Below are 19187 nucleotides of genomic sequence, written 5' to 3' on the forward strand. Positions count from 1 at the left end.
ACTACAAATATTTGGCCGCGACGCTCGATTAACCGAGGCCGCCAAGCGAAGGTGCGATGATGGTGTGATGCCGCCCGAAGACCCCGAGGACTATGTCGCACCCGCCGCGCAGCGGGTTCGTGCCGGCACTCTGCTGCTCGCCAATACCGATCTCCTCGAACCCACGTTTCGGCGCAGCGTGATCTACATCGTCGAGCACAACGACGGCGGCACACTGGGCGTCGTGCTCAACCGGTCCAGCGAGACCGCGGTGTACAACGTGTTGCCGCAGTGGGCAAAACTGTCGGCCAAACCCAAGACCATGTTCATCGGCGGACCGGTCAAGCGTGACGCGGCGCTGTGCCTCGCGGCGCTGCGCATCGGCGCCGATCCACAAGGGGTGCCGGGCCTGCGACATGTGGACGGCCGCATCGTGATGGTGGATCTGGACGCCGAGCCCGACGTGATTGCCCCGCTGGTGGAGGGGGTGCGCATCTTCGCCGGGTATTCCGGCTGGACCATCGGTCAGCTCGAGGGCGAGATCGAGCGCGATGACTGGATTGTGTTGTCCGCGTTGCCATCCGACGTTTTGGTGGGGCCGAGGTCCGACCTGTGGGGGCAGGTGCTGCGTCGTCAGCCGCTGCCGCTCTCCTTGCTCGCCACCCACCCGATCGACGTGAGCCGAAACTAGCGCCCCTCCCCCGCTGCCGGGGTGCCAACCCTAGGCGCCGACTCGGCCAAACCGACTGTGGCCGCTGCTTTTCGAGCCGACACACGGCGTTGGGCGTCGCCACTAATGGCGGGTCGGCGTCCGATCAGTGGCAGGACTGCGTGCAGACGGCGCAGCCGCCGGCGCAATCGGCCGCCGCCGCCTCCCGGCGCAGTGCGAAGCGCGCGCTCTGCCACGACCCGGTGGCCAGGGTCCCGAACGCGCCGGCGACGCAGACGATCAACACGACGAGAGCGGTGTGGGGGGTGGCGGCCACGGCGACGGTCCCGCCGGCGGCCAACATCACCGCCGCCGCCAGCTGGGTGGGCGCCATGGCGCGCAGCGCGAGCTGGGCGGTGGCGCCGTCGGCGGCCTGATTGTGGGCGAGCGACCAGGTCCCGAACCCGGCGGAGGCCACCGCCGCACACATGCACACCAACCCCGCGATCAACATGGCCTCACAATACGAGCCCGGCCACGCGCCCGCGCGGCGGGCTCGACGGGCCCTGTTAGTGCTGCAGGAACGAAAAGTTCGGCAGCGGCGGCAGCCCGGGCACCATCGTCAGGAGGTTGGGCGCCGGCCTGCTGGCGGCCGCCGGGTAGGGCGCGGCAGGCTGGGCGGGAAGCGCGACCGGCGCCGCTGCCGCCTGCGCGGGAACAGCCACCGGCGCCGCCGCCGGCTGCGGGGGAAGCGCGACCGGCGCCGCCGCTTGCGCGGGCAGCCCGACCGGGGAGGCACCGGGCGCCTGCGCGGGGGCGGGGGGGACGGTCCCGGGCGCGGTGACGCGGAAGCCGTTGACGATGGCGTCGGTGGCCGGCGCATCCGCGACCGCCACCGCACGATCGGTGGTCACCGACAGCGACACCAGGTACTTGTCGTGCCCGGACGTCGCGATGACGTGGCGGCGCGACGTGTTGAGCAGCATGTCGCCGTCGCGGTAAGTGCCCTCGATCACCGAAGACGGGAAGCCGCCGAAGTCAGCCATCGAGGCGTTCGTGGTCTGCCACGCGAGTAGTTGCTGGCTGTCGACGAAGCCGTGGGTGATGGCCTCCTTCGGATCGAAGTTCCCGACCAGCCTGTACACCACCACCTGCGCGTTTGACGAATAGATGCTGGCCCCGCGCCGGTCGGCGATCACCGCGAACGCGTCGGGCACATTGGGGTCGGGCACCTGGGTCCAGCGCGGCGGAACCGGCAGCGTGATGTCGAGCGCCTTGAACCCCTGCGGCTTCTGCGCCTCGAGCTTGACGCCCTTCGACTGCAGGTAGTCGCGCAGCGTTCCCGCGACGGCGGGGGTCTGCGCGGGGACCGCCGGCGCGACCGCGGCGGGCGCGGGCGCCGCCGCTGTGGCGGCGCTGTTCGGCGGTGCAAACGGGTTGGCCGCCGGGGGAGAGGCGACCATCCTGTTTCCGGGCAGTTGGCCGGGGCTGGCATTGACGTGTTGCGGCGCGGGCGCCGCGACGACGTTCTGCGGCGCGGGCGCCGCGACGACCGGGGCGGGCTGCGGCGCGGGAACCACAGGATCAGCCGATGCGGTGGCGCCGGCGAATGCCGTGACGCCGATCCCGCCGGCGGCCAGACCCCCTGCGAGTACCCGCAACGTACGGGTGATCTGAATCATCTGCGTGATCCTTCCCAACGGCTCGGCCACGTGGTTAGAGGCCGACTGTAACCAGAGGTCAAACGCGCTGAACAGGGCCGAAACCGACTCGGGATGAAGCTCTGATCGGTGCGCAACGGAACCGAGACCAACCTGTGGCCGGCGGGCCCGGCGCGGCGGTCCTTATACCCTGTTCAGGTGACCGACTCCCCGACCACCGTTTCCGGCGCCGCCGCGCCGGACTCCGATGCGCCGCCGCATCGCTACACCGCGGTGCTGGCGGGCCGCATCGAAAGCGCGTGGCAGGAGAACTGGGCAAAGCTGGGGACGTTCAACGTGGCCAACCCGGTCGGGGACCTGGCTCCGGCCGACGGGACGCCGGTGCCCCGCGACAAGCTGTTCGTGCAGGACATGTTCCCGTATCCGTCGGGCGATGGATTGCACGTCGGCCACCCGTTGGGATACATCGCCACCGACGTCTACGCCCGGTACTTCCGGATGACCGGCCATAATGTCCTGCACGCGTTGGGCTTTGATTCCTTCGGGCTGCCGGCCGAGCAATACGCGGTGCAAACCGGCACCCACCCGCGCACCAGGACCGACGCCAACATCGTCAACTTCAGGCGCCAGCTGGGTCGGCTGGGCCTGGGCCACGACAGCCGGCGCAGCTTCTCCACCACCGACGTCGAGTTCTACAAGTGGACCCAGTGGATCTTCCTGCAGATCTACAACGCCTGGTTCGACACCGCCGCCAACAAGGCGCGCCCGATCGCCGAGTTGATCGCCGAGTTCGATTCCGGCGCGCGTCGTCTCGACGATGGACGGGACTGGGCCGGGCTGTCGGCGGGGGAGCGGGCCGACGTGATCGACGGCCACCGACTGGTCTACCGGGCCGACTCGATGGTGAATTGGTGCCCCGGCCTGGGCACGGTGCTGGCCAACGAAGAGGTCACCGCGGACGGGCGCAGCGACCGCGGCAACTTCCCGGTATTCCGCAAACGGCTGCGGCAGTGGATGATGCGCATCACCGCCTACGCCGACAGGCTGCTCGACGACCTCGAGCTGCTGGATTGGCCCGATCAAGTTAAGACCATGCAGCGCAATTGGATTGGCCGCTCGACGGGCGCGCAGGCGCTGTTCTCGGCAAGCATGAACAACGGCGATCCGGTCGATATCGAGGTGTTCACCACGCGGCCCGACACGCTGTTCGGTGCGACGTACCTGGTGCTGGCCCCCGAGCATGACCAGGTCGACCAGCTGGTCGCCGCCGCCTGGCCCGACGGCGTCGACCCGCGCTGGACGTACGGCGCCGCGACGCCGGCCGAAGCCGTCGCCGCCTACCGCCGTGCGATCGGCGCGAAGTCAGACCTCGAACGCCAGGAAAGCCGGGAGAAAACGGGCGTTTTCCTGGGCACCTACGCCACCAACCCGGCCAACGGAAAACCGGTGCCCATCTTCATCGCCGATTACGTGCTGGCCGGCTACGGCACCGGGGCGATCATGGCGGTGCCGGGGCATGACCAGCGTGACTGGGACTTCGCCCGGGAGTTGGGCCTGCCGATCGTGGAAGTAATTGCGGGCGGTGATATTACGCAGGCCGCACACGCGGGCGACGGTGTGCTGGTCAACTCCGGCTACCTCGACGGAATGGACGTGGCGGCCGCCAAGCAAGCGATCACCAGCCGCCTTGCCGCCGACGGGCGCGGGTGCGCGCGCATCGAATTCAAGCTGCGCGACTGGCTTTTCGCGAGGCAGCGGTACTGGGGCGAGCCGTTCCCGATCGTCTACGACGACGACGGGCGCCCGCACGCGATCGACGAGGCCGCGCTGCCCGTCGAACTGCCCGATGTCCGCGACTACTCGCCGGTGTTGTTCGATCCGGACGACGCCGAGAGCGTTCCCGAGCCACCGTTGGCCAAGGCGACCGACTGGGTGCATGTCGAGCTGGATCTGGGCGACGGTTTGCGGCCCTACACCCGCGACACCAACGTGATGCCGCAGTGGGCCGGCAGCTCGTGGTACGAGCTGCGCTACACCGATCCGCACAACTCAGAGCGGTTCTGCGCCAAGGAAAACGAGGCCTACTGGATGGGTCCGCGGCCCGCCGAGCACGGCCCGCAAGACCCTGGTGGGGTCGACCTGTATGTCGGAGGCGCCGAACACGCGGTGCTGCACCTGCTGTATGCGAGGTTTTGGCACAAGGTGCTCTACGACCTGGGCCACGTCAGTTCCCGCGAGCCGTACCGGCGGCTGATCAACCAGGGTTACATCCAGGCGTTCGCCTACACCGACCCGCGCGGGTCATATGTGCCGGCCGACGAGGTGGTCGAACGCGGCGGCAGGTTCTTCTACCCGGGTCCCGACGGCGAGATCGAGGTGTCCCAGGAGTTCGGGAAAATCGGTAAGAGCCTGAAGAACTCGATATCACCCGACGAGATCTGCGACGAGTACGGCGCGGACACGCTGCGGGTGTACGAGATGTCAATGGGCCCCCTGGAGGCGTCCCGCCCGTGGGCCACCAAGGACGTTGTCGGCGCGCACCGGTTCCTGCAGCGGGTGTGGCGGCTGGTGATCGACGAGCAGACCGGCGAGACGCGGGTGGCCGACGACGCAAGCCATCAGCCGCTGGATGCCGGCACACTGCGCGCGCTGCACCGCACCATCGCCGGGGTTTCGGAAGACTATGCGGCACTGCGTAATAACACTGCCGCGGCCAAGCTGATCGAGTACACCAACCATCTCACCAAAGAGCACCGCGACGCGGCGCCGCGCGCTGCGGTCGAGCCGCTGGTGCTGATGCTGGCACCGCTGGCACCGCACCTGGCCGAAGAACTGTGGTCGCGACTGGGCCACAGCACCCCGCTGGCGCACGGCCCCTTCCCGCAGGCGGACCCGGCGTATCTCGTCGAAGACACCGTGGAGTATCCGGTGCAGGTGAACGGGAAGGTGCGCGGCCGAGTGGTGGTGGCGGCCAACGCCGATGCCGACGCGCTCAAAGCCGCGGCCATGGCCGACGAGAAGGTCCAAGCGTTCCTGGCCGGCGCCACCCCGCGCAAGGTGATCGTGGTCCCCGGCCGGCTGGTCAACCTGGTCGTTTAGCTCAGCGCTTGCGCGGCCGAAGGACCACCTCGTAGACGTGGCCGTCGGGCGGCGTGGCGATCGCGTTGGCGACGGCGGCCGCGACCGTCTCCGGCCGCAGAAAGTTGGCCGGGTCGTACTGGCCACCCTCGAACGCGACGAGCTCGTGTTGCATCTCGGTGTCGGTACGGCCGGGGTAGATCGTGGTGACGCGCAGCTCCGGCTCGTCTTCGCGCAACGAATCCGCGAAGGCCCGCACTGCGAATTTGCTCGCCGAATAGGAGGCCATGCTCGGCGAAACTGCCCGCCCCGCACCGGAATTGATGAACACCACCTGGCCCCGGGCGCGGCGCAGCGCCGGCAGCAACGCCAGCGTCAGTTCCACCACCCCGAAGACGTTGACCGCGAAGGTGGCGCGCCACTCGTCAACGTGGGATTCGGCGACATGCCCGGGGATGGATACCCCCGCGTTGTGCACCAATACGTCGAGTTCGTCGACGATTTCGCAGCTGGCCTCGATCTCGTCGGTGTTGGTCAGGTCCAGCGGGAAAGTGGTGGCGCCGAGCCGCTCCGCGACGGCGTCGAGCCGATCGGAGGGTCTGCCTGCCAGCAGCAGGGTGTGCGTTTCCGAGAGCGCGGTCGCGATGGCGGATCCGATACCGCCGCTCGCGCCGGTGATGAGTGCGGTGGGCATGACCCCAGTGTACGGAAGCTGCTAAATTCCTTGCCGGACAGTAACTTTCACGCCTGCTTGCGTGCCGGTGGCTCTCCGGCCGGACCCGATTCGCCGGAGGCCAGGCGCTCCAGGGGCGCCAGGGCCTTCATCAGCGTGTTCAGGTCGGACTCGGGCAGCTGACTAAGCATCGCGGCCAGCGCCGCGTGCCGGTTGGCGAGGGATTCGGCGTGCACGGCCCGTCCTCGCGGCGTGATGTCGACCAGCACCGCGCGGAGGTCGGACGGATCGCGCGAGCGCTTCACCAGGCCGATCTTCTCCAGTCGGCGGATCGCCACGGTCGTGGTCGGCGTCCGGACCCGTTCGTGCGCCGCCAGGTCGGTCATCCGGATGGGGCCCTGATCGAGCAGGGTGATGAGGATGGACAGCTGCGCCAGGGTCAGCTCGCCGGCCACGGCGCCGCTGGGGTCCCCGCGGCGAAGAATCGAAAACAATTTGGACAGCGCACGGTGCAACCCTTCCGCAAGCTCCTTTACCTCGGGCGCGGTGGATTCGCTGTCCGCCATAAGTCGGCAGTCTAACCCGATATGGGTGGCGGACAAGGTAGCTATACCGGACTAACTGCGACTAGTTGGGAACCGTCATAGCACTTGGGAGAGGAATCGCTGCAGCCGCTCGGTTTTTGCGGCATCGAATATCTGCTCGGGAGGTCCGGATTCCACGTCCTTGCCGCGATCCATGAAGACGACGGTGTCGGATGCCGACCGCGCGAAACCCATTTCGTGCGTCACGACCACCATGGTCATGCCGTCGGCGCCGAGGTCGGCGATCAGTTGCAGAATCCCCTTGACCATTTCGGGATCCAGCGCCGACGTCGCCTCGTCGAAGAACATCACCTGGGGCGCCATCGCCAGTGCGCGGGCGATGGCGACCCGCTGTTGTTGTCCGCCGGACAGCGTGCCGGGGCGGGCATCGGCCTTGTGCTTCAGGCCAACTCGGTCCAGCTGGGTCAGCGCCAGCTCGCGGGCCGCCTCGGCGGGCAGCCGATGCAGCTTGGAGGGCGCCAACGCAACGTTTTTCAGCACACTGAGATGTGGGAAAAGATTGAAATGCTGGAACACCATGCCGATGCGCTGGCGCAGCTTGTTGGGGTCGTCGCGCAACACCGACCGGCCATCCAACAGGATGTCGCCGCTATCCGGCTCGTGCAGCCGGTTCAGGGTGCGCAGCAGCGTCGACTTGCCCGACCCGGACGGGCCGATGATGGCAACGGTGCTGCCCGCGGGGGCCTCGATATTCACGCCGCGCAGCACCGGGTTGCCGCCGAGGGTTTGGTGAATGTCCTTGGCCGCCAGCGACACTGACGCGCGCCTTAAGGCGCCGGCGGTCATGTTATCTCCTGGCCGAACTTTGTCGCGAGCACGGCGGTTTCGTCGTCCGGCTCGGTGGCGCCTCGGCCGCGGCGAAGCCAGGCGTCGATGTAGTTCACCAGGTGGGTCAGCGGGATGGTCAGAATCAGGTAGAACAGACCGGCGGCCACCAACGGCGACAAGCTGCCGGTCTGCGAGTTGAGGTCCCGGCCCACCTGGAACAGCTCGCGCTGTTGGGCGACCAGGCCCAGGAAATACACCAACGCGGAGGCCTTCAGCAATCCGATGGCCTGGTTGACGAGCGCCGGCAGCACGCGCCGTATTCCCTGCGGCACCACCACCAGACGCATCGCGGCCAGGTAGCTGAATCCGAGCGCGCGGGAGGCTTCGAGTTGCCCGGCATCGACGCTCTGGATGCCCGAGCGCAGGATCTCGCCGATGTAGGCGGCGGCCATCAATCCCAACGCGGCGATGCCCAACGGATAGGGATTCTTGTTGGTCAGCCCACCCACCAGCGGCCCGACGCCCATCCCGATGATCAGGATGATCACCACCTCGGGCAGACCGCGGAAGACGTCGGTGTATACGCGCGCCGGCCAGCGCAGCCAGCGTGAGCGCGAGAGCCCGGCCATCGCCAGCACCATCCCGAGCGCCAGGCCGATGACGAGGGCGCTGTTGGTCAGGATCAAGGTGTTGGGCAAACCGACGGTCAACAGCGCGGGGATCGCTTGTCGGTAGAGGTGCCAGTCGAAGAAGGACTCGCGCAACTGGTCCAACGTCGACCTCGGCGCGCCCGGGCTCGCCGAGTCCCGGTGGTGGCGCGCGGCGATCGCGGCGAAGTCCGGCAGGTGCGGGGTGGGGGCGGCCTTGGATCCGGGTTTCCAGCCGGGCGGCAGGGGCCGCGGCACCCACTGGCAATACAGGTTCGACCAGGTGCCGTCGGCGATGACGGCGTCGAGCCCCGAATTCAGCGCATCGACCAGCGGCTGGTTGTCTTTGGCGACCGCGTAGGCCACGAAATTGCCTGGGCTGAAAGTGTTCGCGACCACCACCGCCGAATCGCCGGGCCGTATCACGGTCGACGCCAGCGTCCCGGGCGCCACCCATGCGTCGACCTGGCGCGTCTTGAGGGCGGCGTACAACGTGGCGAAGCCCGGATACTTCACCGGTTGCAAATGCAACGTGTCGACGACGTACGACTCCTCAACGGTGCCCTGGACCACGCCGATGCGCTGGCCGGCGGCGAGATCGCTGAACTTGTGGATCGCCGAGCCGGGCGGCACCACCAGCGAGTAGAAGCCGAAGTCGTAGCCGTTGGTAAACGACACCGTGCGGCGGCGCGCCTCAGTGGCTTTCACCGATGCCGAACCGACGTCGAAGCGCCGCGACGCCACCTGGGCGAGCAGCGCGGAGAAGTCCGTGCTGACGAAGCGCACCTGCAGGCCGAGCTTGCCGGCGAGGGCGCGCAACAGCTGGTTGTCGAAGCCGCTGAATTCCCCGGTCGGGTTGATGCAGATGTTCGGCGGGGCGTCCGACAGGGTGCCGACCGTGAGGACGCCCGGCGTGCCGAGGCCCAACGCGCCGGCGTCGATCGAGGCGAGCGGTTCGACGGAGGCCGTGGTGTCCACGTCATCGTGACCCGCGCCGGGGGCCTCCGTCAGATCCTTGGGCAACACCCGTGCGCTCTCCAGGCCGCCGGGCGCGCATTGGTTCCAGTCGGCGGCCGCGGGGGCAGCCAGCGTCAGGCCGCAGACCATCGACATCGTGGTGGCCAGGGCGAAGAGCTTTCGGCACTTGGTACGCCGGTCCAGGCGCGAACTCATCACGGCTACCGTATCGGCTGTCCGGCGCCGCGGCGCGTCGAAGCGGCTTTTTTACAGGGCGATCGACGGTTCGCCGAGGGGGGCTTCGCCGCCGGCGAAAACCCGGGGAACGACCTGCGCGAGGTCGTCGGGCGCGGCGAACACCCTGCGCCGAAACAGTTCCGCCAGCATGGTCTGGGCCATCAGGTACGAGCGACCGACGCATGCGGCCCGCGCGGCGTCAGGGTCGCGCCGGTGCATCGCCGATGTCTCGTCTTCGTAGAACGGCAACATCTCCTCGCGGCTGCTTTGGTAGGTCGCCCAGAACGCGCGTGGAATCAGGTTTCGCGAGGCGCGGATCGTGGCGGCCAGCCGCGGTCCGGCGTATTCGTCGTTGACGGTACGACGGTATTCCGCAGCGGTCTCGTAGAACGCACGCGAATCCTTGGCGGTGCGCAGCGATCGCATGAGCGCATCGAGTTGACCCAGGATCCGCGGGGTGGGATTGGTGGCCGCGCGTGCCGACACGATGCCTTTGAGCACGCCGTCGAGCTCATGGTGCTCGAGCACGGTGGCCTCGTCGAACCGCTCGACAAACGCGCCGCGGTGGTAGCGGGTGGACACGATTCCGTCGTGTTCGAGTTGCACCAGCGCCTCCTGAATCGGGACGCGGCTGACGCCCAGGGCGAGCGCGATCTCGTTGCGGTCAACGCGGTCGCCGCTGCGCAGCTTTCCCGTCAGCAGGAGGTGCAGAATATGCGAGACCACCAGGTCTTTTTCTTTGACCCCGTATTTCTTCGGCATTCGTTTATTCCGAGTCTCTTTCCAACCCGCTTCGGCCAGCTAGCGCTGAGAAGTTTCTCATGACTTCGCGCCGTCGTTAAGGTATTTGGCCGATGAATTCCAGACGAATGCGAGGCGACCGGCCTAGCGGCTGTCGCGCCACTTGCACAGCGCGACGGCGGCGGCCAGGTCGTAGTCCGGACCGTCGCAGCCCACCGTCAGTAGCGTGACGCCGAGGCGCACGAGGTTTTCGGCATTGGCGATCAGCGCGCCGCCCGCGGGGTCGCCGTTGACCGCGGCCGAGCGTTCGATACCGGCCGGGTCGCGCCCGACGTCGGCGCAGTGCCGTTCCAGGACGGCGGACTTCGCGGGTAGCTCGTCGGCCGAAGTGAAGCTGTGCCACAGGTCGGCGTGCTCGGCCACCAGTCGCAGGGTCTTGCGTTCGCCACCGCCGCCGATGAGGACCGGGATGTCGCGGGTCGGCGCCGGGTTCAGCGTGGCCAGTCGCGCCTTGATCCGCGGCAGCGCGGCCGCCAGGTCGTCCAGGCGGCTGCCGGCGGTGCCGAACTCGTAGCCGTATTCGTCGTAATCCTTTTGCTTCCAGCCGGAACCGATCCCGAGGACGAGCCTGCCACCGGAGATGTGGTCGACGGTGCGGGCCATGTCGGCCAGCAGTTCGGGGTTGCGGTAGGAGTTGCACGTCACCAGCGCACCGATCTGGATGCGCGACGTTTGCTCGGCCCAGGCGCCGAGCATGGTCCAGCATTCGAAATGCGGGCCGTCGGGATCGCCGTAGAGCGGAAAGAAGTGGTCCCAGTTGAAGGCGATGTCGACGCCGATGTCTTCGCAGCGGCGAACGGCGTCGCGGACCTGGGGATAGTGCGGGGCGTGCTGCGGCTGCAATTGCACGCCGATACGAATGGGGCGGTCAGAAGTCATGAGACCACCGTAGGCTCAGCGCGAGTCGAGCACCCCGCGCAGGAGGTTGATCAGCGCGCGCGGTTGGTCGCTTTGCACGGAGTGGCCCGAATTCTCGACGACGTGCGCGGTGCGGAAATTGGTTGCGCGCCTGCCGAGTTCGGCCGCGTCGTCGTCGGTGACGAAGCCCGACGAACCGCCGCGGATGAGGGTGATGGGCGCGGACAGGTTGTCGACGTCGTCCCACAGGCCGTCGAAGTCGGGGAATTTGCGGATGGCGTCGTAGCGCCATGTCCACTTGCCGTTGTCGAGCCGGCGGGAGTTGTGGAAGACGCCGCGCCGCAGCGCCTTCACCTCGCGGTGCGGCGCGGCGGCGGTGGTCAGGTCGAGCATGGCCTGGAAGCTGTCAAACTCCCGCTCGCCGTGCATCAACGCCACCGTGCCTTGTTGCTCCTTGGTCATCTCGGAGTGGCGTTGCAGCGCCGACGGGGTGACGTCGATGAGGACGAGTTCGTTGACCAGCTCCGGGGCGATCGCGCCCAGCCGGATCGCGGTCAACCCGCCCAGCGACATGCCGACCACGAGATCGGCACCTGACGCGTGCTCGCGCAGCGCGGGCAACAGGGCGTCGGCGTTGAGCTGCGGCGAGTAGTCGCCGTCCTCGCGCCAGGCCGAGTGTCCGTGCCCGGGAAGGTCCACGGCCAGCGCCGACTCCCCGAGCCCGACGATGACGGTGTCCCACGTATGCGCGTTTTGCCCGCCGCCATGCAGGAACACGACGCGCGGAGGTGTGACGCCCCAGCGCAGCGCGCTGATCCGGGTGTCCGCCGGGCCCGATTCGACCCGCTCGACGGCGGGCGGCGACCCGGCAACGCCCGCTTGTTCGGCGTTTTCGGACAGCAGCGAGAATTCGGACAGCCCGGCCAGTTCGTCTTCGGGGATCGCGCTCACGGGTCCACCATAGGACTACAGGACGTATCGACGGCGGATGCCGTGGAACCGCTCCCACATCGCGGCGGTGCGCTCGGCGGCGGTGACCGTGGCGGTGCCCTCGGGAAGCGCGTTCATCAGCTGGTCGTATTTGACCGTTCGGGTATCCAGCGCGACCGGCTCGCCCTCCAACATGTGCCGGTAGGTGAGGTTGCCGCGTTCGAAGCCCTGGGTGTCCAGCCAGTTGTGCACCCTCGGGTCGCGGTGCGCCATGACCAGTCGAACCCTGCCGTCCCGGTCGACCTTGGTGCGGCTGGGCGTGTAGCTGACCGGGCGGTACAGGTAGTCCATGCTGTTGAAGAACACCCCCATGTTGGTGAGCATCCACAGGCCGTCGTGGGCGTCGAATTCGACGATCAGCGCCTCGTCGGGGGCAAGCTCCCAATACATGTTGGCGGCGGCGCGGCCGCGCTTGCGGTCGGCGTCGGTGGCTCCGACGTCGGGAAAGGCGTTCGGGGTGTCCGCGTCGACGCCGCCGTAGGTGAAGGGGAAGTCGGGCCAGTCCGCCATGAGGCCGGTCACGAAGTCACCGGCCCAGCCCATCGCCTCGATCATCGCGCCGGATTCCGGCAGCGGCTTGGGGGACGCCATGTCGATCCGCTCGATCCGCAATTGTGCCGGCAGCTCATCCCAACGATCAAATCCCTGCCGGATGAACAGCTTTCGCGAGCCCGCCGTGGTGGGCAGCCAGTTGGGCCCACGCTCGGGGCCGCCGATATAGAGCTCGAAGTATCCGTTGTCGGCGACGCTGAGCTGGTGGCCGAACAGGTTGGCCTGCGGGGTGTCGCCGAAGGGCTCGTGCAGCACGCCCGGCCCGGGCACGCGCGGGCCCTGGACGGTGGCGTTGAAGAATCGCGAGGTGCCGCGGCTGCCGGTCAGCCGGTAGGCCGACCGCCCGTCGATCCAGGCCTGCTGGTAGGTGAAGTCGGCGCAGTCGCCCCCGAGCTTGCGGGTCGGACCGCAGAAGGTGTGCAGCACCGGGTAACGGGTGTCGCGGGTCTCGAGCGCCAGATCGAAAGCCTGGCCCAGGTTCTGGGTCAGAAAGCGGAACGCGTCGACGCGGTGGGCACCCGAGGCGGGGTTGGCGTCCTTGAAGACCTCTTCGCCCGCGCGCTGCAGCTGCGAGCAGAATTCGTTCCACGCCGCTCGCAGCGCCGCGTCGTCGGGTCCGTCGCCGAAAGCCATCCTCATGCACCCAGTCGGTCGAGCATCGCGCCGACGACATCGCATGCGCGCCGGGCGGATTGCAGGCGGCCCTCCCGGTCGATGCGGGGGCCGATCAGTTCCAGGTCGAAACCGTGCGCGTAGCCGCCGTCGAGTGCTTGGGCGACGAATCTTTCGAGGGGAATCGCACCGTCGCCGGGTACCGCGCGGCCGGGTAATGCACGATCGCCGAGCACGTAGTCGCTCAGTTGGATCAGCGCAGTGCGGGGCAGCGCCCGCTGCACCATCGCTTCGAAATCGCCCTCGGCCCAGCAGTGAAACACGTCGATGCACACGCTCAGGTCGGCGATCTCGGCCAGTGTGACGGCGTCCCGCAGGGTGTGGACGAAATGAATGTCGGCGTACAGGCTGGAGGCGTTCTCGACGGCCAGCGTCACGCCCGCGGCCTTCGCGTGCGCCGCGCAGGGGGCGACCATGGCGCAAAACCGTTCGGCGGCCTGTCCCCAGGACAGCTCGCCCCGGCCGCCCGTGAGCAGGTAGACGGTGTGCGCGCGCACGCGGGCCGCGGCGTCGATCACGCGGCACAACCCATCCTGTGCGGCCTGTGAGTCGCCGGCAAGAGCGCCCCCCGCAAAGAGGTGATACACCGCCTCGACGGTATAGCCGTTGGGCCGCAACAACGTTGGAAACTCCGAATTGAGCAGCTCGGTGTCCAGGAGGCTCAACCGGGACACGCCGAGCGTCGCCCACCATGTCGCCAGGTCGCCCAGCGGCGAACCGTAGAAGGTGACGTCATGCACGGACAGGCGGGGGTGGGCCGGTGCGACGGGAGCTGCCATGTCAGGACCGATTCTCGATCTCGACGCCGAATCGCTCACGGAACGGGCGGAATTCGGCGTGCAGCGCGTCGAGGTCTTCGCCGATGTCGACCAGCAGTTGGGTGGAGTAGGTGAACTTGCCATGGCGGTCACCGCGGTTTTCCGCGAGATACGCGCGCATCGCCGACGCCGCTTCAGCCGTCAGTGCGCGACCGCAGAACGCGTAGTAGCGCCCCACCGTGGTGACGGGATCGGCGATGAAGTCGGTATAGCGGATGTGCAGGATGCGCGGATCGTCAACCAGTGGGTTGCTCATGGTGTTGGCGATGCTGGCGCGGGTCATCTCGAGGTGCTTCTTCGTCTCGGCGTGCAGGTCGACGGGGCCGACGATCCCGTCCATGATGTCGGCCATCATCATCGTGCGCGACGCGGCCACCTGGACGGGATCGCGGTGCAGCCAGACCATGCGCGCGTCGGGATAGGTGTCGAAAAGTTCCTTGAGCCGGAACCCGTGAAACCCCTTGAGCACCCAATACTTACGTGGTCGACGGTATTGAAGTTGTTGCAGCATGGCCTTGTGCAGCCGATATTGGGCCGCCGCATCGGTCGCCAGGCCGCCGACCAACGACTGCATCGGCACCCGCCACCATGCGGTGGGCGTCATCACCCGGAAATCGAACGCCCAGGTACGTTCGTCCTCGGGCAGGCCGCCACCGAGCATGTCGTTGTAGGGGTGGCTGTGCAGCCACTTGGGCAGCTTGGCATTGATTTCGCGCCAGTCGGCGTCGGCCCGCGCGCGTCTGGCATCGTCGGGTCCGGCGAGGCCCGGCGGTGGCGACGGATACATGACTTCCCAGAAGCGCAGCGCCCGAGCGCCGGGATCGACGGACATCAACGCATGCAGCAGCGTTGTGCCCGAACGCGGCTCACCGGTGACGAACATCGGCGCCCGGATCACTTCGTCCCCGATCGGGTAGCGGTTGCGGTCTTCGATGAATTCCAGGCGGGAGGTCAGCAGCCATCGACACACCTGCGCCGCTTCCCATTTGCCGTCGGCGTCCATGCCAAGGCTGTTCAAATGGTCGACGGCGACGGCGAAGCGCTCCGGCAACGTGGGGTCACCGTAGTCGCGCAATCCGGTCTCGGCTTCCGCGGCGTGCAGCATCTCCGCGGCGCTTAGCGGTGCGGTCACGACACGTCCCCACACAGCCGGATGAGTTCGTCTTCGGCCGCCCGAACGTTCAACGCCGAACTGGCCGCATACGCCTGGCCGGCCATGGCCCCGTAGTCGAGAATCTTCGGCACGCGCAAACCCGCATCCACATACGACTTGACGATTTTCGCGACCCCTTTCGGCGTTCCGTGCGGTACAACGGCCAGGACCATCTCCGGCTCGACGCCGGCCAGGAAATCGATGATCCGTTCGCGAGTGAGCAGGGACGGGTCGATGTCCTGAAAGCCGCGCCAGGTTTCTCCCATCGGGTGTTCGAAGCCGAAGCCGCGCAACGTCGTTGCCGACACCTGGAGCAGGAACGCCTTGACCAGAGGCGTCCGCAAGATCTCGGCAAGAGCATCCTCGTCCCGTCCGATCAGACACACCTGGATGAAGCACGGCGTGATCGCCAGCGGGTCGCGGCCCGCGCGGTCGGCGGATGCCCTTACCGCGCAGAGCATCTCGGCGTACTGCTCCGGCGTCCATGCGCCGGCGGGCCACCACCCGTCGGCATGCCGGCCCGCAATGTCGAGCATCCGCGGGCCGCTGCCGCCGATCCAGATCGGTGGTAGCCGGCCTTCGTAGGGTTCGGTGTCCAGCCGGGCGTGCCGCAGCGAGTAGAACCGCCCGTGAAACTCGATCGGGCAGTCGCTGTCCCAGAGCAGGCGGATCACCGTCAGCGCCTCCTCGAAGCGGCTGACCGGCCGGGCGAAGTCGAAGCCGTAGGGCACGGTGTTCTCGCTCTCACCGCTGCCCAGGCCCAGGACGAAGCGCCCCTTGGCCAGGTGATCGATCGTCAGCGCGGTCTGGGCCAGCAGGGCAGGATGCCGGCGCACCGTGTCCACGACGGCGCTGACGAGCGGGACCGTTTCAGTCAGCACCGCGGCCGCGGCGGCCACGGCGAGGCCGTCGAGGTGGCGGTGCGGCGAGGGGGAGGCGTCGGCCAGGTCGGTGAATTCCGGCGTCCAGATCGAGTCGGGCCAGAAGCTGACCATGTGGTCGGGGAGCCAGATCGAGTGGTACCGGCCGCCGTCCAGCTCGGCGAGGCGGGACAAATCGAGCGGCAGCGTCGTGCGGAGGAACGCGGCGGGTTGAACTCTCATCGAGAACTGATGCTAAGCACCCGCACAGCGTCGTGTCGACGAATTGACCGGCCGGATGACCCGAAGACGACTGTGGGGTGAGGCCGCCGACGCGTCCCTCACCCCACTGTCGGTGAAACCGGAGAGTTACCCCTCGATGATGAACTCTTCGAGCTGCGTGCGTGCGACATCATCGGGCAGCTGCTGCGGCGGGCTCTTCATCAGATAGGCCGACGCCGGAACCACCGGCCCGCCGATCCCGCGGTCCTTGGCGATCTTGGCCGCCCGGACCGCGTCGATGATGACGCCGGCCGAGTTCGGCGAGTCCCACACCTCGAGCTTGTACTCCAGGTTCAGTGGCACGTCGCCGAAGGCGCGGCCCTCCAGCCGCACGTAGGCCCACTTGCGGTCGTCGAGCCAGCCCACGTGGTCCGACGGCCCGATGTGCACGTCCTTGGTCTTGAACTCGCGCTGCAGGTTGCTGGTCACGGCCTGCGTCTTGGAGATCTTCTTGGACTCCAGCCGCTCGCGCTCCAGCATGTTGAGGAAGTCCATGTTGCCGCCCACGTTGAGCTGCATGGTGCGGTCCAGCTGCACGCCGCGGTCCTCGAACAGCTTCGCCATCACGCGGTGGGTGATGGTGGCGCCGACCTGGCTCTTGATGTCGTCACCGACGATCGGGACGCCGGCGTCGGCGAACTTCTTGGCCCACACCGGGTCCGAGGCGATGAACACGGGCAGCGCGTTGACGAACGCCACGCCGGCGTCGATCGCGCACTGGGCGTAGAACTTGTCGGCCTCCTCCGAGCCCACCGGCAGGTAGGACACCAGCACGTCGACGTCGTTCTCCTTGAGGACCTTGACCACGTCCACCGGCTCGGCGTCGGACACCTCGATGGTGTCGGCGTAGTACTTGCCGATGCCGTCGAGCGTCGGGCCGCGCTGCACCGTCACGTTGGTCGGCGGCACGTCGGCGATCTTGATGGTGTTGTTCTCCGACGCGAAGATGGCCTCCGACAAGTCGAAGCCGACCTTCTTGGCGTCCACGTCGAACGCGGCGACGAACTTGACGTCGCGCACGTGGTACTGACCGAACTTCACGTGCATCAGGCCGGGCACGGTGCTGTTCTCGTCGGCGTCGAGGTAGTACTGCACGCCCTGAACCAGCGAAGACGCGCAGTTCCCGACGCCGACAATCGCGACTCGGACGTCCGTCTGCGCCTCCGGCGCCCCCAACGGCTTGTGGTCACTCATAGGGCGTTCTCCTCACTCCATAACCTTGTGTCTCAGCTGATCGGATTCGTGCGGGGGTTTTTACGTCTGCTCGGAGAGGCCGGGCATTGCCCGCTCCGCAGCGATGAGCTCGTTGAGCCACTTCACTTCGCGCTCGCTGGACTCGAGGCCCAGTTGGTGAAGCTGGCGGGTGTAGCGGTCGAAGGAGCTGCTGGCCCGCGCCACTGCTTCGCGCAAGCCCTCCCGTCGCTCTTCAACCTGGCGACGGCGACCTTCCAGGATGCGCATGCGCGCCTCGGCCGGCGTCCGGTTGAAGAACGCCAGGTGCACCCCGAAGCCGTCGTCGGTGTAGTTGTGCGGACCGGTGTCGGCGACCAACTCCCCGAAGCGCCGGCGGCCCTCCTCGGTGAGCTGGTACACCCGCCGCGCCCGCCGCACCGGGGTGCCGGCCGGGGCGGCGTTCTCGGCGATCAGCCCTTCGGCCTGCATGCGCCGCAGGGCCGGGTACAGCGAACCGTACGAAAACGCCCGGAACGCGCCGAGCAGCCCGGTCAGCCGCTTCCGCAATTCATAGCCGTGCATGGGCGATTCGATCAGAAGGCCCAGGATGGCGAGCTCAAGCATCGATTCACCCCCTTTTGCGATGGCTAGTGACTTGAGGACTTAACGGTCCGACGCCTCGCGTCATCGTATCGCCTCGATATATTCGCCACAACACTACCTGGTGTTAGTGCGCTATTAGTCACAGCGTTGCGTCCGGGACAAGTCCCGATACCAGCGGTTATGAGGGCGGACTGATCCGCTTGATCCTGCCGTCACCGGCGAAGACGATGTACCCGCCACCGTAATCGCTCGAGACATACACCGACAGCGACAATGCCCCCGGGGTGGTGGGGTCCGTTGCGGGTTCGACCACCAGGTAGGTGGTTTTGACGTCGGACGGCTTGATGTGAAGGGTCTCGGGGGCCCCGCGCAGGATGCCCACTGTCGCCGCGACGTCGAAATTGCCCAGGTCGACGGCGACCGGACCGTCTGCCGAGCTCTTCGCCGAGCTGGTCGGATCGTCCCATCCGCCGCGGTAATCGTAGGCCAGCACGCGGCGGTCGTCGGAGGGATCCGGGCGGTCGAGCACCGCGTAAGTCGGGTAGATCACCAGCCGGAACCCGATGGCGTTGCCGAACCTTTTGTGTGTTTGCTCGAGCAAGCCGGTCAGGCCGCCGAGCGAATGCAGCTGGGTGGGCGGCGTCAGCACCACCGGGCCGACTCCGTCGGCCTTGGCACCCGGATCGGTGGTGAAATCCAGCGGCGTGCGGGTGTTGCCGTACAGCCCCCAGCCGATCAGGACACCAAGCAACACCGACGCGACGAGCGCGGCGGCCAGCACGCCCCAAGCGCCCAACTTGGGCAACTTCGGCCAGGATCTGGTGGCCAACGCCGGCAGCGCGGTGGCGCCGCCCTGCAGGTCGTCCACCAAGTCCTGCAAGTCGCCGAGGGTGACCGCTTGCGTCGCCGCGCTCACTCGCTCCCGGTGCTCTTGCTCGGAAAGCTCGCCGTCCCCCAGGGCGATGTCGAGAATCGCGCAGGTGGCCTGCCGGTCGCTGTCTTTGGCGCGGGTCGTCGTGGTCGCTCGCCCAGCAAGCGGAGTCCCCGGCAATTTCGCCACGCCGATGATGGTAGAAGTGTGGCCCCGGTTCGGCACAGGGTGGCAACGGCGAATCGCCGCGGCTCGGGCCGACAACAGCCTTGGTTGCGTGTCGGTGGGGCGGGCGGCCAC

At 67.7% G+C, this 19187-nt stretch carries 18 protein-coding genes; 2 read left to right on the forward strand and 16 right to left on the reverse strand.

Annotated elements, in window-relative coordinates:
- Positions 1-67: 67 nt before the first annotated feature.
- Positions 68-670 (forward strand): YqgE/AlgH family protein, encoded by a 603-nt coding sequence (locus tag A5673_RS19700; RefSeq protein ID WP_156748404.1) that lies wholly within the window; start codon positions 68-70, stop codon positions 668-670.
- 124 nt (positions 671-794) lie between these two features.
- Here A5673_RS19700 and A5673_RS19705 read toward each other — a convergent pair whose 3' ends face one another.
- Together A5673_RS19705 and A5673_RS19710 are read right to left on the reverse strand one after the other, a co-directional pair.
- Positions 795-1142 (reverse strand): hypothetical protein, encoded by a 348-nt coding sequence (locus tag A5673_RS19705; protein ID WP_068236119.1) that lies wholly within the window; start codon positions 1140-1142, stop codon positions 795-797.
- A gap of 55 nt (positions 1143-1197) precedes the next feature.
- A complete protein-coding gene (locus tag A5673_RS19710) occupies positions 1198-2310 on the reverse strand; it encodes an LpqN/LpqT family lipoprotein (RefSeq protein ID WP_068236476.1) in 1113 nt (370 codons plus the stop codon).
- A gap of 177 nt (positions 2311-2487) precedes the next feature.
- Between A5673_RS19710 and leuS the strand changes: the two genes are divergently transcribed.
- Entirely contained in the window at positions 2488-5388 is a 2901-nt protein-coding gene (gene leuS, locus A5673_RS19715; RefSeq protein WP_068236472.1) for a leucine--tRNA ligase, read from the forward strand.
- Between the two features lies 1 nt (position 5389).
- Here leuS and A5673_RS19720 read toward each other — a convergent pair whose 3' ends face one another.
- The 14 genes from A5673_RS19720 to A5673_RS19785 all read right to left on the reverse strand — a co-directional run bounded on the left by A5673_RS19720 (position 5390) and on the right by A5673_RS19785 (position 19076).
- Complete coding sequence (locus tag A5673_RS19720) at positions 5390-6061, reverse strand: SDR family oxidoreductase (RefSeq protein ID WP_068236124.1); 672 nt, start codon at positions 6059-6061, stop codon at positions 5390-5392.
- A gap of 47 nt (positions 6062-6108) precedes the next feature.
- Positions 6109-6606, reverse strand: coding sequence for a MarR family winged helix-turn-helix transcriptional regulator (locus A5673_RS19725; protein WP_068236127.1), 498 nt, complete (start codon positions 6604-6606; stop codon positions 6109-6111).
- A 75-nt stretch (positions 6607-6681) separates the two neighbouring features.
- A complete protein-coding gene (locus A5673_RS19730; protein WP_068236132.1) occupies positions 6682-7431 on the reverse strand; it encodes an amino acid ABC transporter ATP-binding protein in 750 nt (249 codons plus the stop codon).
- Positions 7428-9233 carry an ABC transporter substrate-binding protein/permease gene (locus A5673_RS19735; protein WP_068236479.1) on the reverse strand — a complete coding sequence of 602 codons (1806 nt, stop codon included), beginning with the start codon at positions 9231-9233 and terminating at the stop codon, positions 7428-7430. The genes A5673_RS19730 and A5673_RS19735 overlap by 4 nt, the downstream gene beginning before the upstream one ends.
- Before the next feature lie 51 nt (positions 9234-9284).
- Positions 9285-10016, reverse strand: a complete 732-nt coding sequence (locus A5673_RS19740; protein WP_068236135.1) for a GntR family transcriptional regulator — start codon at positions 10014-10016, stop codon at positions 9285-9287.
- A gap of 123 nt (positions 10017-10139) precedes the next feature.
- Positions 10140-10934 carry an LLM class F420-dependent oxidoreductase gene (locus A5673_RS19745; RefSeq protein ID WP_068236138.1) on the reverse strand — a complete coding sequence of 265 codons (795 nt, stop codon included), beginning with the start codon at positions 10932-10934 and terminating at the stop codon, positions 10140-10142.
- A gap of 15 nt (positions 10935-10949) precedes the next feature.
- A complete protein-coding gene (locus A5673_RS19750; protein WP_369806502.1) occupies positions 10950-11855 on the reverse strand; it encodes an alpha/beta fold hydrolase in 906 nt (301 codons plus the stop codon).
- A 24-nt stretch (positions 11856-11879) separates the two neighbouring features.
- The gene (locus A5673_RS19755; protein ID WP_068236143.1) at positions 11880-13088 is read right to left on the reverse strand and encodes a hypothetical protein; all 1209 of its coding nucleotides are present in this window, start codon (positions 13086-13088) and stop codon (positions 11880-11882) included.
- Positions 13089-13090: 2 nt separating this feature from the next.
- Complete coding sequence (locus A5673_RS19760) at positions 13091-13906, reverse strand: sugar phosphate isomerase/epimerase (RefSeq protein ID WP_068236148.1); 816 nt, start codon at positions 13904-13906, stop codon at positions 13091-13093.
- A gap of 1 nt (position 13907) precedes the next feature.
- Complete coding sequence (locus tag A5673_RS19765) at positions 13908-15077, reverse strand: sulfotransferase (protein WP_068236151.1); 1170 nt, start codon at positions 15075-15077, stop codon at positions 13908-13910.
- The gene (locus A5673_RS19770; protein ID WP_068236154.1) at positions 15074-16201 is read right to left on the reverse strand and encodes an LLM class flavin-dependent oxidoreductase; all 1128 of its coding nucleotides are present in this window, start codon (positions 16199-16201) and stop codon (positions 15074-15076) included. The genes A5673_RS19765 and A5673_RS19770 overlap by 4 nt, the downstream gene beginning before the upstream one ends.
- 126 nt (positions 16202-16327) lie before the next feature.
- Complete coding sequence (locus A5673_RS19775) at positions 16328-17434, reverse strand: inositol-3-phosphate synthase (RefSeq protein ID WP_068236157.1); 1107 nt, start codon at positions 17432-17434, stop codon at positions 16328-16330.
- A 60-nt stretch (positions 17435-17494) separates the two neighbouring features.
- Positions 17495-18037, reverse strand: coding sequence for a PadR family transcriptional regulator (locus A5673_RS19780; protein WP_068236160.1), 543 nt, complete (start codon positions 18035-18037; stop codon positions 17495-17497).
- Between the two features lie 157 nt (positions 18038-18194).
- Positions 18195-19076, reverse strand: a complete 882-nt coding sequence (locus A5673_RS19785) for a DUF1707 domain-containing protein (protein ID WP_068236483.1) — start codon at positions 19074-19076, stop codon at positions 18195-18197.
- Positions 19077-19187: the final 111 nt, after the last annotated feature.

The sequence above is a fragment of the Mycobacterium sp. E3198 genome (assembly GCF_001667015.1).
Lineage (GTDB): Bacteria > Actinomycetota > Actinomycetes > Mycobacteriales > Mycobacteriaceae > Mycobacterium.

Excerpts from the sequence above, each read along its gene's own strand:
- A5673_RS19775 (WP_068236157.1), bottom strand. The coding sequence starts at position 17,434 with ATGAGTGACCACAAGCCGTTGGGGGCGCCGGAGGCGCAGACGGACGTC.
- A5673_RS19780 (WP_068236160.1), bottom strand. The coding sequence starts at position 18,037 with ATGCTTGAGCTCGCCATCCTGGGCCTTCTGATCGAATCGCCCATGCAC.
- A5673_RS19745 (WP_068236138.1), bottom strand. The coding sequence starts at position 10,934 with ATGACTTCTGACCGCCCCATTCGTATCGGCGTGCAATTGCAGCCGCAG.
- A5673_RS19730 (WP_068236132.1), bottom strand. The coding sequence starts at position 7,431 with ATGACCGCCGGCGCCTTAAGGCGCGCGTCAGTGTCGCTGGCGGCCAAG.
- A5673_RS19725 (WP_068236127.1), bottom strand. The coding sequence starts at position 6,606 with ATGGCGGACAGCGAATCCACCGCGCCCGAGGTAAAGGAGCTTGCGGAA.
- A5673_RS19720 (WP_068236124.1), bottom strand. The coding sequence starts at position 6,061 with ATGCCCACCGCACTCATCACCGGCGCGAGCGGCGGTATCGGATCCGCC.
- A5673_RS19740 (WP_068236135.1), bottom strand. The coding sequence starts at position 10,016 with ATGCCGAAGAAATACGGGGTCAAAGAAAAAGACCTGGTGGTCTCGCAT.
- A5673_RS19770 (WP_068236154.1), bottom strand. The coding sequence starts at position 16,201 with ATGAGAGTTCAACCCGCCGCGTTCCTCCGCACGACGCTGCCGCTCGAT.
- A5673_RS19735 (WP_068236479.1), bottom strand. The coding sequence starts at position 9,233 with ATGAGTTCGCGCCTGGACCGGCGTACCAAGTGCCGAAAGCTCTTCGCC.
- A5673_RS19705 (WP_068236119.1), bottom strand. The coding sequence starts at position 1,142 with ATGTTGATCGCGGGGTTGGTGTGCATGTGTGCGGCGGTGGCCTCCGCC.
- A5673_RS19700 (WP_156748404.1), top strand. The coding sequence starts at position 68 with ATGCCGCCCGAAGACCCCGAGGACTATGTCGCACCCGCCGCGCAGCGG.
- A5673_RS19710 (WP_068236476.1), bottom strand. The coding sequence starts at position 2,310 with ATGATTCAGATCACCCGTACGTTGCGGGTACTCGCAGGGGGTCTGGCC.
- A5673_RS19760 (WP_068236148.1), bottom strand. The coding sequence starts at position 13,906 with ATGGCAGCTCCCGTCGCACCGGCCCACCCCCGCCTGTCCGTGCATGAC.
- A5673_RS19755 (WP_068236143.1), bottom strand. The coding sequence starts at position 13,088 with ATGGCTTTCGGCGACGGACCCGACGACGCGGCGCTGCGAGCGGCGTGG.